Origin of the sequence: Pseudolysinimonas sp., from assembly GCF_031389465.1 — a bacterium.
Classification (GTDB): Bacteria; Actinomycetota; Actinomycetes; order Actinomycetales; family Microbacteriaceae; genus Pseudolysinimonas_A.
The window spans coordinates 1-12,064 of the sequence record NZ_JANMSQ010000208.1; the positions used below are offsets into that span (position 1 = coordinate 1).

Annotated in this window: 13 protein-coding genes; 4 read left to right on the top strand and 9 right to left on the bottom strand. The window is 66.6% G+C overall.

All coding sequences use genetic code 11. The features are described 5' to 3' along the window. Positions 1-30: 30 nt before the first annotated feature. Positions 31-2,058, bottom strand: a complete 2,028-nt coding sequence (locus RMO30_RS08360; protein WP_309711891.1) for a M3 family metallopeptidase — start codon at positions 2,056-2,058, stop codon at positions 31-33. A 9-nt stretch (positions 2,059-2,067) separates the two neighbouring features. On the opposite strand from RMO30_RS08360, the gene RMO30_RS08365 reads away from it, so the two are divergent. Together RMO30_RS08365 and RMO30_RS08370 are read left to right on the top strand one after the other, a co-directional pair. Further along, positions 2,068-2,346, top strand: a complete 279-nt coding sequence (locus tag RMO30_RS08365; RefSeq protein ID WP_309711894.1) for a hypothetical protein — start codon at positions 2,068-2,070, stop codon at positions 2,344-2,346. 20 nt (positions 2,347-2,366) lie between these two features. Beyond that, positions 2,367-2,567 (top strand): hypothetical protein, encoded by a 201-nt coding sequence (locus RMO30_RS08370; RefSeq protein ID WP_309711897.1) that lies wholly within the window; start codon positions 2,367-2,369, stop codon positions 2,565-2,567. 21 nt (positions 2,568-2,588) lie between these two features. On the opposite strand, the gene RMO30_RS08375 is transcribed toward RMO30_RS08370, so the two are convergent. Continuing rightward, a complete protein-coding gene (locus tag RMO30_RS08375; RefSeq protein WP_309711900.1) occupies positions 2,589-2,822 on the bottom strand; it encodes a hypothetical protein in 234 nt (77 codons plus the stop codon). Between the two features lie 23 nt (positions 2,823-2,845). On the opposite strand from RMO30_RS08375, the gene RMO30_RS08380 reads away from it, so the two are divergent. Continuing rightward, entirely contained in the window at positions 2,846-3,370 is a 525-nt protein-coding gene (locus tag RMO30_RS08380) for a hypothetical protein (protein WP_309711903.1), read from the top strand. Here the strand turns inward: RMO30_RS08380 and RMO30_RS08385 are convergent. The 7 genes from RMO30_RS08385 to RMO30_RS08415 all read right to left on the bottom strand — a co-directional run bounded on the left by RMO30_RS08385 (position 3,367) and on the right by RMO30_RS08415 (position 11,090). Beyond that, positions 3,367-3,837 (bottom strand): GNAT family N-acetyltransferase, encoded by a 471-nt coding sequence (locus RMO30_RS08385; protein ID WP_309711906.1) that lies wholly within the window; start codon positions 3,835-3,837, stop codon positions 3,367-3,369. The genes RMO30_RS08380 and RMO30_RS08385 overlap by 4 nt on opposite strands. Continuing rightward, complete coding sequence (gene valS / locus RMO30_RS08390; protein WP_309711909.1) at positions 3,834-6,419, bottom strand: valine--tRNA ligase; 2,586 nt, start codon at positions 6,417-6,419, stop codon at positions 3,834-3,836. Before valS ends, RMO30_RS08385 begins: the two co-directional genes overlap by 4 nt. A gap of 82 nt (positions 6,420-6,501) precedes the next feature. After that, on the bottom strand, positions 6,502-7,539 hold the full coding sequence (locus RMO30_RS08395; protein ID WP_309711912.1) for a hypothetical protein: 1,038 nt from the start codon (positions 7,537-7,539) through the stop codon (positions 6,502-6,504). A gap of 26 nt (positions 7,540-7,565) precedes the next feature. Further along, positions 7,566-8,150 (bottom strand): hypothetical protein, encoded by a 585-nt coding sequence (locus tag RMO30_RS08400; RefSeq protein ID WP_309711916.1) that lies wholly within the window; start codon positions 8,148-8,150, stop codon positions 7,566-7,568. Positions 8,151-8,177: 27 nt separating this feature from the next. Further along, complete coding sequence (locus tag RMO30_RS08405) at positions 8,178-8,843, bottom strand: hypothetical protein (protein WP_309711919.1); 666 nt, start codon at positions 8,841-8,843, stop codon at positions 8,178-8,180. Between the two features lie 95 nt (positions 8,844-8,938). Next, the gene (locus RMO30_RS08410; protein ID WP_309711921.1) at positions 8,939-9,985 is read right to left on the bottom strand and encodes a BTAD domain-containing putative transcriptional regulator; all 1,047 of its coding nucleotides are present in this window, start codon (positions 9,983-9,985) and stop codon (positions 8,939-8,941) included. Between the two features lie 139 nt (positions 9,986-10,124). Next, positions 10,125-11,090 (bottom strand): hypothetical protein, encoded by a 966-nt coding sequence (locus tag RMO30_RS08415; protein WP_309711924.1) that lies wholly within the window; start codon positions 11,088-11,090, stop codon positions 10,125-10,127. Positions 11,091-11,421: 331 nt separating this feature from the next. Here RMO30_RS08415 and RMO30_RS08420 point away from each other — a divergent pair. Beyond that, positions 11,422-12,064, top strand: a 643-nt coding sequence (locus RMO30_RS08420; RefSeq protein ID WP_309711928.1) for a class I tRNA ligase family protein, incomplete at its 3' end; no start/stop codon positions are given.

The window sequence follows — 12,064 nt, forward strand, 5'->3', positions numbered from 1 at the left end:
CCGCGGCGACGATCATCCGCGCGCACCTCGTTACGAGAGACCGCGGCGCTTCAGCAGAGGCTCGATGACGGCGTCGCGGCCGCGGAACTCGCGGTACGCCTCGAGCGGATCCTTCGACCCGCCGACGCCGAGCAGCAGCTCGCGGAAGCGGTCGCCGTTCTCCTGCGTGAGACCGCCGTACTGCTTGAACCACTCGACCGTGTCGGCATCCAGCACTTCGCTCCAGATGTAGGAGTAGTACCCGGCGTCGTAGCCGCCCGAGAAGGTGTGCGCGAAGTACGCGCTCGAGTAGCGCGTCGGCACGGCGGGGTTGTCGAGTCCGACATTTGCCAGGGCTGCGGCTTCGAAGGCGGCGACATCGGTCACGGCGGCGGCATCCGAGGCGGAGAGGGTGTGCCAGGCCTGGTCGAGCAGCGCCGCCGCGAGATACTCACTCGTTGCATGGCCCTCGTTGAACGTCTCCGAGTCGCGGATGCGGGCCACGACGCCCGCATCGATCGGCTCGCCCGTCTCGTAGTGGATGGCGTAGGCGTCGAGAACCTCGGGCCAGAGCATCCACATCTCGTTCACCTGGCTGGGGAACTCGACGAAGTCGCGGAACACATTCGTGCCGGCGAGCTTCGGATAGGTGACGCGGGCGAAGAGCCCGTGCAGCGCGTGCCCGAACTCGTGGAAGAACGTGCTCACTTCGTCAAAGGTGAGAAGCGTCGGCTCACCCGCGGCGGGCTTGGGCACGTTGAGGTTGTTCACCACGACGACCGGCTGATCGAGCAGGGTGTTCTGCGACACGAGCGGGTTCATCCAGGCACCGCCGCGCTTCGAGTCACGCGTGTAGAGGTCGAGCAGGTAGAGCCCGACCGGGGAGCCGTCGGTGTTCGCGACCTCGAAGATGCGCACGTCGGGGTGATAGCCGATCAGGTCGGCGCGCTCGCTGAAGGTGATTCCGTAGAGCGCGTTCGCGGCTCCGAAGACGCCGAGCTTGAGCACCCGTTCCGCCTCGAACCAGGGGCGAAGTGCTGCGGTGTCGACGTCGTACTTCTCTTGCCGCACCTTCTCGGTGTAGAACGACCAGTCGGCGGCAGTGACCGGGTGCCCGGCGAGCTTCTCGAGGTCGGCCTGCTCGGCCTTCGCGTTCTTCGCCGCGGCAGGTGCGAGCTTCCCCAACATGGCGGCGACGGCATCCGGGCTGCCGGCGGTCTCATCTTTCGTGACGTACGCGGCGTGGTTCTCGAAGCCGAGCAGTTCCGCGCGTTCTGCGCGCAGGCGCACGATCTCGAGCACGAGACGGGTGTTGTCGTACTCGCCGCCGTGCGAGCCGCGGGCACGGGAGGCGGCCATGACCTTTTCGCGCACCTCGGGTTTTGTCAGCGCGGCGAGGAACGGATGCCCGGTCGGCAGCACGAGGGTCACCAGGAAGCCGTCCAACCCGCGAGCCGCGGCGGCTTCGGCAGCGGCAGAGATCTCGCCGCCTTCGAGGCCGTCAAGGTCGGCCACGTCGGTGAGGTGTACCGCGAGCTCGTTGGTGTCGGCGAGCAGGTTCTTCTCGAACTTGGTCGTCAGGGTGGCGAGCTGCTGGTTGAGCTCCTTCAGGCGGTCCTTCTGGGTCTCGTCGAGCCCGGCGCCCGCAAGGGTCATCTCGAGGTACCACCGCTCGACCAGGTAGCGGTCTTCGGGGGTGAGCGCCTCCTGCTGGTCGATCGTTTCGTAGACGGTCTTCACGCGGGAGTAGAGGAGTGCATCGAGAAGGATGGCGTCCTGGTGTGCCGCGAGCTTCGGGGCGATCTTCTCTTCGAGCACGTTGGTGAAATCTGTGGAGTCGGCCGACGACTTGTTGAAGAAGACGTGACTCACCCGCAAGAGCGTTTGCCCGCTCGACTCGAGCGCCGGGAAGGTGTTGGCGAACATCGGGAAGTCGCGCTTGCGCGTGATCGCGGTGATCTCGGCGAGCTGCTCATCCATGCCCTTCTCGAAGGCCTCCTCGTAGTGCTCCTCGGCGATCTTCGCGAACGGGGGCAACTGGTAGGGGAGGGTGCTGGCCTCGAAGAAGGGGTTCGTCATCTTTGCAGTATGGTTCACAGCGACAAGGACGGCATCGTCGTCGAGATGGCCGCCCTCAAGGGGCTGGCGCATCCACTCCGGGTGCAACTTCTCGACGCAACTGACCGTGAGCAGTTCCACCAACTCACCGAGGAACTCTCCGACGTCCTCGACGGCTTCGTGGCGAAGTACCGCAACCAGCGGGTTCCGGGCGCTCGGCCCGTTCAGGTCCACCTCGACGTCTTCCCGCTGATCGACGGGGTCGAGCAACCCGGCGATGTCGGTGGTGCCGTGAAAGATAAGCAGTGATGAACGAAGGGAAGTCGGCCATGACACACACGTTCATGGAGACACAACACATCTCGGGGCTGCCCGGGATCGCCGTCCGGCTTGGCCGGGCGCTTGAGAATTGGGGCCGCGAGGTCTCCAAGCCGATCGATCGCGAAGCCCAGCGTCGCGACTTCGAACGGCAGGTCGGCAACGAGGCGAGGATGCTGCATGCTGAGCGCCTCGTTCGCCACTACCGGTAGGGCGACGAATCGAAGACGGTGTCAGTCGAGCGGACTCTCGACGGTCACCGAGTCGCTGACCGGGTCGTATCGGAGGGTCGTTCCGTCATCAAGTTCCACGACGGGCCGGCCCTCCAGCCACGTCAGCGTCCAGCGCCATCCGGTGGTGTCGATGTCAGCCACTTCAGCCTCGACCGCCGCGACGGCAGTAACCATCGCGGCAGGCAGGCGCGCGGGCGGTTCGGTGCCGATCTCCCACCGCGTGCCGAGCTGCATGGGCCCACGCTAACCTGCCGTGCATGGGTATGAAGACGAACGGCCGCGTCGAGATCGCGAAGCCGGCCGCCGACGTCTTTCGCTGGCTCACCGAGCCCGACAAACTGACGGCCTGGGCGGGCGGTGCCGGGCTGATGCCCGCCGATCCGTCGGTGCTGCACTCGGGGTTCGAGGTGTCGGGCCCCGTTCCCGCGCTCGCGGGCGAGGCTCAGCTGAGAATCGAGAACTGGAATCCGCCCCTCGGCTTCGCCGTGACGATGACCTACGCCGGCGGCGACGCCACGACGACGTACGCGCTCAGCGAGTCGGGCGGTTCGACGACGCTCACCTCCTCATCCGACAGCGATTGGGGCAAGCCCGATCTCAGCGCGATGGAGAAGCAGATGGCGCAGCAGTCTCCGGAGATCCAGGCGGCGATGCATCACGCGATCGACCTCATGAACAGCCAAGTCGGCGCAGGCACCTTCGACGCGGGGACGCAGGGGATGATGCAGCAGGCACTCGACGCGTCGCTGCAGAAGCTCAAGTCGCTTGTCGAAGCGGGTTAGCTCTCGTCGAGCTCGACCTCGTACGTCACCCAGGTGGTGCGCTTCGCGAGTTTGTCGTACACCCGTTGTGCGGTCGCGTTCGACTCTGCGGTGACCCAGCGCAGCGTGCCGCCGCTCTCGTAGCGGGCGACCTTCACGAGGTGTTCGAGGATCGCCGTGCCGACCCCACCCGCGCGTACGTCAGGGTCGACGAAGAGGTCTTCGAGGTACCAGTCCTCGCCGACCGAGAAGGTCGCCACATGGGTGCGCACGTGCGCGAACCCGACGACCCGGCCGCGCCGTCCTGAGCCCGTCGTAGGGTCCTGTTCGGCCACGAACGCGCGAATCGCCTCGCCGCGGATCGCCGACCAGACGTGGTCGAGTACTTCGTCAGCGAGCTCGGTCTCGTAGAAGACCCCGTAGGCGTGAAAGAGCGCCCGCCAGGCGTCGTGATCGGCAGGTGCGATGTCGCGCACGATGACGGTCACGCGGGCGCCTCGGCGAGCTCGATCGAGCGCACCTCGATCTCGTCGCTCTCGACCAGCTCAAGCTGCGCGATGCGTCCCACCGCCTTCAAGTCGTCGGCCGCGTCGGCGAGGATCGCGGGACCGGCGAGCGTCGCGCTGATCACCTCGGTCTTCTGCGACGCCTGCGCTTCGGTCTTCGCGCGGCGGATGCCGATGAGGGCGGCACTCACCGCCGGCAGCAGACCGCGCGGCGCCTCCGCCTCGAGAATGGGCCACGCGGCGGTGTGCACCGACCCCTCATGGGTCCACGACCACACCTCTTCGGTGGCGAACGGAAGCACCGGAGCGAGAAGCCGCAGCATCACGTCGATCGCGAGACGCAGCGCCGCAACCGATGAGCCGTCGCCCGCGTAGGCGCGCTCCTTCACGAGTTCGAGGTAGTCGTCGCAGAACGTCCAGAAGAACTGCTCCGTCACCTCGAGGGCTCGGGCGTGGTCGAACGCTTCGTACGCGGTGGTGGCTTGGCGCACGACATCCGCAAGAACGGCGAGCATGTCGACATCCAGCGGGTTGGTGACGTGGTTTCGATACGCGTCGCCTTCGGCGGCGCTACTCAACCCACGACCGTCGCCGAAGGAGTAGACGAACTTGGCGGCGTTGAGCACCTTGATCGCGAGGCGGCGGCCGATCTTCATCTGCTTCGGGTTCTGCGGATCGAATGCCGCATCGGTGCCCAGCCGCGACGATGCCGCCCAGTAGCGCACCGCATCCGCGCCGTGCTCGTCGAGGATCGCGCCGGGGGTGACGACGTTGCCCTTCGACTTCGACATCTTCTTGCGATCGGGGTCGACGATGAAGCCCGAGATCCCGGCGTTGGTCCACGGGATGCTGCCGTGCTCGAGTTGGGCGCGCAGTACCGTCGAGAACAGCCAGGTGCGAATGATGTCTTGCCCCTGAGAGCGCAGCGAATACGGGAAGACGAGCCCGAAGAGTTCGGGGTCGCTCTCCCAACCGCCGGCGATCTGCGGGGTGAGGCTCGACGTCGACCAGGTGTCCATGATGTCGTGGTCGCCCTCGAAGCCGCCGGGCACGCCGCGCTGAGTCTCGGTGAAACCCGGAGGCACGTCCGTCGAGGGGTCGACGGGCAGAGCGTGCTCGTCGGGGATGATGACATCCCCCCGCTCTCCGTCGGCGTCCAGGTGATACCAGACCGGGATCGGCACCCCGAAGAAGCGTTGTCGCGAGATGAGCCAGTCGCCGGTGAGACCGCCGACCCAGTTCTCGTAGCGCACGCGCATGAAGTCGGGGTGGAAGTCGATCTGCCTGCCGGCATCCAGCAGTCGGTCGCGCAGCTTCTCGTCGCGCGCACCGTTGGCGATGTACCACTGGCGGGTCGACACGATCTCGAGCGGCTTGTCGCCCTTCTCGAAGAACTTCACCGCGTGCGTCGTCGGTTTCGGGTCGCCGATCAGGTCGCCGCTCGCGCGGAGCAACTCGACGGTCGCAGCTTTGGCGCTGAACACGGTCTTGCCCGCGAGCTCGGCGTAGGCCGCGCGACCGGCATCGGTGAACAGCTCGCCGGCAGGTGCCTCATCGAGGAACCGCCCGTCGCGCCCGAGCACGGTGCGGTTGGGCAGGTCGAGTTCACGCCACCAAACAACATCCGTCACGTCGCCGAACGTGCAGATCATCGCGATGCCCGTGCCCTTATCCTTCTGGGCGAGCCGATGCGCGACGATGGGCACCTCGACGCCAAAGAGCGGGGTGGTCACCGTCGTGCCGAACAGGTGCTGGTAGCGCTCGTCATCGGGATGCGCGACGAGCGCCACGCAGGCCGGCAACAGTTCGGGGCGGGTGGTGGCGATCTCGATCGTTCCGCCGTCGGCCTGGTGGAAGGTCACCGCGTGGTACGCCGCAGGCTGCTCCTTGTCTTCGAGCTCGGCCTGCGCGACGGCGGTACGGAACGTGATGTCCCACAGCGTCGGAGCCTCGGCCTGGTACGCCTCACCCCGCGCGAGGTTGCGCAGGAACGCGCGCTGCGCGACGGTCTGCGCCTCCACGCCGATCGTGCGGTAGGTCAGCGACCAGTCGACGCTGAGCCCCATCGCGCGCCAGAGATCCTCGAACTGCCTCTCGTCTTCGATCGTCAGTCGTTCGCACAGCTCGATGAAGTTGCGGCGCGAGATCGGCACCTGGTCGGCGGCCTTGCTTGACGAGTTGTCGCCACCCTCGAGCGGTGGCACGTAGCCCTCGACGTAGGGGAGAGTCGGGTCGCAGCGCACCCCGTAGTAGTTCTGCACGCGACGCTCGGTGGGCAGCCCGTTGTCGTCCCAGCCCATCGGGTAGAAGATGTGCTCGCCGCGCATCCGATGGAACCGGGCCGCGAGATCCATGTGGGTGTACGAGAAGACGTGCCCGATGTGCAGCGACCCGGATGCCGTCGGGGGAGGGGTGTCGATGCTGAACGCACTGCCGGCGGAGAGAGCCGCTGCGCGATCGAACCGGTAGGTGCCCTGCTGCTCCCAAATATCGGCCCACTTGGGCTCGAGGCCTTCCAGGGCGGGCTTCTCAGGGATGGCAGCGCTACGGCTGGCAGACGTCATGGAATGCTCCGGTTCGATATGCGCGGCACCGTGTCAGTAAGGAGGTGCCTGGTTGTGACCGGTGCAGTTTACCGCCGGGCGGTCAGCGGCACTGCGTGGAGAGCTGGATGAGCCCGTCGCTCGGGCGGCCGTAGATCGACTCGCCGCTGCCGTCGGCGGTGTAGCCCATCCCGATCGCCCACGCGGTGGCCCATGACTCCTCTTCGCCGGCATAGAACTCCGAGTCGAAGAACAGCTCGGTGCACTTGGCGAGGATGGCGTGGCCGACTTCGTGGACGACGAGCGACTGCACGCCGGCACCCGGCCACATCGTCGCCACGCTGTCGGAGAGGGTGATCGTCGCGTAGCCACCGTCGGCGGAGTACCAGTAGCTCGTGCCACCGTAGCTGCCGCCGAGGCCGTAGCCGCTGACCGTCGGGGCCCAGTCGAAGTCGAGCAGCACGCCGCCCGAGATCGAGCGGGCGAAGGCCTGCACGGTCAGCCGACCGTCGAGCAGCGGCCCAGCCTTCTCGGCGATTTCTTCCCCGTGGGACGCCTCAAGGGCATGCGCGGCGTCGAGGTAGCTGACGAGGTACTCCGCAATGGCGTCAGTCGCGGCGGTGTCGAGGTCGGCCCCCGCGTCCCGGAAGGCGATGTGCGGCGCATTCTCGGCGTCAAAGTTCGCTGCCTCGACCGAGGGCGCTGCCGCCTGGGTGGCCGAGACCAGCTCGGCCAGGGCGGCGAACACCCGTTCGTCGTCGTTACGCAGGTCGGTGGAGGTCGCGAGGATGTCGGCGGTGAGTGCGCGGATGCTCTCGGTTTCGAGCTCGTCGAGGTCGGTCTCGAGCATCCGGTCGGCGTCGTCGAGGCCGGCGGTCGCGGCATCTCGTTCGGTCGTCACCACGGCGACGGCGTCGACAGCGAGCAGCGGGTCGGCCGCGATCGAGAGCACCTCGTCGGCTTCCGTGATGGCGACTTCGGACGCCTCGACGACATCCGTGAGTTCGCTCGTTGCCTCACGGTGTTCGGCTACCGCGTTCTGCCGGTCGATGACGGAAAATGCGACGACCACACCGACGACGGCGAGAATGACGAACGCCAGAGCGCCCGCGATGAGCCCGATGAGAAGCGGACGGCGCATGCCTCGACCCTAGCCGCGAGGCTTGCTCAGCCCTGCCAGTTCACGTCCTCGTAGACCACGTGCTCGCTGACGTGCTGCCCGTTCGGCGCGACCAGCGTGATCGTCATGTCCATGAACTGGCGGTGGTTGCACGGGAACAGGTGCTCGTCGGTGAGGTCGTTGTTGGTGCCTGCGCTTGCGTTCGGGAACTGCATGTAATTGTCGTCTTTCGCGTCCTCGTCGCTGGGGGTGTACCAGGCTTCGACGGCGTTCGCGGCGGTCCACGAGAAGGTGATCTCGGGCTTGTCCTGCTCGCCGGTCGGGTCGCATTCGACGGTTAGGTCGGCAGAGAAGTTGGTGAACCGTGTCGAGTTGTCGACCGGCGGCTGGGTCTGTTCCGGCTCGGCGGACACCGTGGGAGTCGGCGACTCGCTCGAGGTCAGAGTCGGTGTCGGCGTCTCACCGGCACCCGGTTCAGCGCTGCCGCGGCCGATCAGCAGGAACACGACCGCGACCACCGTGAGCAGCAGGAGCCCCGCAACGATTCCGAGAATCAGGATGATGCGGTTCGGCCCGCCCGCAACAGGCGGCGGTGTACCCGGGTCAGGCGCTGGCAGGGGCATTGTGGTCATGGTGTCGCCTCCCGATCGGCGGATTCGTTACTGGACGTAGCCGGTGTTCTTGACCGTGAAGGTCTTGCTGACGTGCTGGCCGTTGTTGCCGACCACCGTGATCGTGTACTTCTGTTCCGCCTGGTAGCAGGGGAACTCGAGGCTGTTGGGCGAGCCGTAGACATCGTCTTGGTTGCCGCTCAGCGGCATCGGGAACGCGCCCGCGTCGGCGGCGTCGCTGGTACCGAAAACGAACCACACCGACGACGCGTTCTTCGAGGTGTAGTTGAAGCGCACCTGGGGATTCGGCGGCACGACGCCACCGCCGCCCGGGGCGGGCGGGGACTGGCACTGTACGTTCTGCGTTGCGAGGGTGAACGACGCGAGACCGGGCGAGGTGTCCGGCGGAGGCGGCGGCGCGGCCGTGGGAGTCGGAGTGGGCGTCGAGGTGGGGGTCGCCGACTCCGTCGGAGTGGGAGAGTCGCTCGGCGTCGGGCTCGCGCTCGGAGAATCCGAACTGCTCGGGGTGGCCTGCGGGTCACCGCTGCCGCCGCCGAACAGGATGATGAGCAGCACGATGATCGCGATCAGCAGCGCCGCGCCGACCCCGACGAGGGTGAACAGCAGCGCCTTCGACTTCTGACGCTCCTCAACCAACTCGCCCGCGGCATCCGTCGTTTCGGGGATTCGCTGCGTCGGGGTGTCGTCGGTCATGCTGATCCTCGCCTCACGCCGGGCGCTGGCCCCGGACGGACCACAGCATAGGGCTAGGCCGTGCGGGGGTCCAACGATTCGTAACGCCTCTGTGGTCAGCGCTCGAGGTCGCCGACCAGATCAGCGAGCTGTTTCGTGGGGGCAAGTCCGACGGCGGCATGCAGGATGGTGCGGTAGCGGACGAAGACGTCTGCTGCCGCCGCCTGATTGCCCATCGCGAGTTGCACGCGGATGAGGGTGGCCTGGGGGCTCTCCCTGAGCGGATCGATGCGCATCGCGGCGCGAGCCGCGGTGGTCGCCTCGCCGAGGAGCCCGGTCTCGAACAGTTTCTGGGCGAGAGACTCGAGAGCGTTCATGCGCAGGTAACGCCAGTCTTCGGCTTCCGCGAGCATCCAGTCGTCGTACCAGTCCGGCAGCAGCTCGCGCGACAGGGTAGCGATCGACGCCGTGCTCAGGTCGGAGTTGCGCACCTCGCCCCCGTAAACGAGGCGGTGGGCGAGTGATTGGGCCTCGTGCAGATCGATCACGATGCCTTCGGTCAAACGGAGACCAGTCGATGACAAACGCAGAGCGGCACGCCCAGGCGTCTCGAGCCGCGCGATCGCTGACCGCAGGCTGTCGCCGGCGCGCCCCTCCGACACGTCGGGCCACATCGTGCCCGCGAGGGCGATGCGTGCGATGGCGCGATCACGGAGTGCCAGGAACACGAGCAGTCTTTGGGATCCCGGTGAGAGTTCCGCGGAGACCCCGTCGACCCGGAGGTCGAAGCTCTCGAGCACCGACATCTCGATGGTGCCTGCGACGGCGAGCGGCTCGGAGTCGTCATCCGGTACCCCGGATGGGACGACCGCCTCGAGGATCTCGAGCAGATCGTCTTTCGCCACCGGATCCCAGGCTCGACTCCACTCATCGAGTGCCCGGATCGCTGGCTCGAGGCCCCGACCCTTCTCGGTCGCCACGTATTGCTCGACGCCGTCGGTCGCGGGTTCGACCGACAGGATGCCGGAATCGACAAGCGCGGCCAGGCGCGAATCGAGCAGATCGGGGGCGATGCCGAGAAGCGACCGGAACTCGTCGCGTCGGGTCGCTCCGCGCAGAAGAATCTCGCCCATGAGGGGAAGACTCCATCGTTCGAACTGCATGCTGCAGAACACCCCCTGACCCGGAAGGAGTGATCAGCATACCCGGAAGACACGGTCGACCTCGCGGTCGACCGTGTCTTCCGACCTCCGTCGGGCGCAACCCCTCTGTGGTCCTCTGCGCCGACGGTGACTGCCGGGGCTAGCCGATGACCGGTCTCTGTGAACGAGCGATCCGAGTCCAGCCCAGAAGCAGCGCTCCGACACCGATGAGCAGTAGGGCGTTCACCGGCGAGGCGGGTGTCGCTCCGGTGTAGGCGAGCCGCTCCGGCCCGAACGGCCCGGCGATGACCTGGTCGCCCAGCACCTCAGACGTGGCGGGCGGAGTCCCGGTTTCCTCCTCTTCAACGGGCGGAGTCTCCTCCTCCTCGTCCGGCGGCGGAACGACAACCGCGGGAGTGATGTTGGTCGTCATCCCGACCGAGCAGACGATGAGCGAACCCCCGCCATTGGCAGAGAAGTTGCACTGCGAGACGGTGACCGAGAGGGCAGCCGACGTGGTCGATCCGGCCGTCACCAGGCAGGTGAGCGATGAGCCGCCGCCGTTGTCGGAATTGTTGCACTGGTTGATCGTCGCTCCGCTGGTGCTCGCCGGATCGGGGTTGCACGCTCGCAGCACGATTCCGCCTCCGCCGAGCGAGTCGTTGCACTGGTTCACCGTCGCACCCACCGCGGTGGCATCGCCGACGATGTTGTTGGTGATCGTCACCGAGCAATGCATCGATGCCCCACCGCCGTCGAGCGAGGAGTTGCACTGCGACACGCTCGTCACGAGTTCCGTCGATGACACCGTCGTCGGACCCGCGCAGCTCAGCGCCGTGTTGGCGGCACCGCTACATCGCGTGTACGTCGTCGTCGAACTGGTGACCCCGGTGGCGAGGTCGAGGTTGTTGACGACGGCGACCGTGCAGTCCATTCCGAGTCCCGGTGTGTTGAACTGGCTGTCACACTGCGCGTACGGCGCGGCCTCAGCCGCTTGCGGTGCCGATCCGACGGTCGCGAAGAGCAAGGCAAGCGCCGCTGTCGCGATGATCGCCAGGGTGTGACGCATCCCCCGACGCATCCCTCCCGTTCCGGCAGGGCCGGATCCCATAGTGCTGTTCTTCATGATTCCCCCTAGTAGACGCGAGCATCCGTCGGCGGCATGACGGCGGCGTGACGGCGCCGTGACCGACCTGGGACAGACCTGTCCACCCCACGGGGCGAGGGGCTGCAGAATCCCCTAAGCTGCCTACAGCGACTGCGATCCGGCATCACCGGGGAGTTCTCGGAAGAAACTCAGGAAACTGGGGAGTAGAACCGGGCGGGTGGGCTCGTTACAGCCTGTTTGAGAGGCGCATCCGCGGGATGCGCAAGCGAGGTGGTACCGCGGTTTCTGCTTGCGAAAGCAGGAGTCGTCCTCGCGAAGTGAATTCCCCTTCGCGAGGAGCCAGAAAGCCATGCCGTATCCATCGATCCCGTCGTCTCCCGACTTCCCGGAGATCGAGCGCGGCATCCTCGCGTTCTGGAAGAAGGACGACACCTTCCGTGCATCCGTCGCCCAGCGCGAAGGCTGCGAGGAGTGGGTGTTCTACGACGGCCCGCCGTTCGCGAACGGCTTGCCGCACTACGGCCACCTGCTGACCGGCTACGCGAAAGACCTGTTCCCGCGCTACCAGACGATGCGCGGCAAGCAGGTGCACCGCCGCTTCGGCTGGGACACCCACGGCCTACCCGCAGAGCTCGAAGCCGAGCGCCAGCTGGGGATCACCGACAAGAGCCAGATCGAAGAGATGGGCATCGCGGCCTTCAACGCGGCTGCCAAGAAGTCGGTGCTGACGTATACCAAGGAGTGGGAAGAGTACGTCACCCGTCAGGCGCGTTGGGTCGACTTCGAGAACGACTACAAGACGCTCGACGTGACCTTCATGGAGAGCGTCGTCTGGGCGTTCAAGACGCTCTACGACAAAGGTCTCGCCTACGAGGGCTACCGCGTGCTGCCGTACTGCTGGCGCGATCAGACGCCGCTCTCCAACCACGAACTGCGCATGGATGACGACGTCTACAAGATGCGTCAGGACCAGTCGGTCACCGTGACGTTCC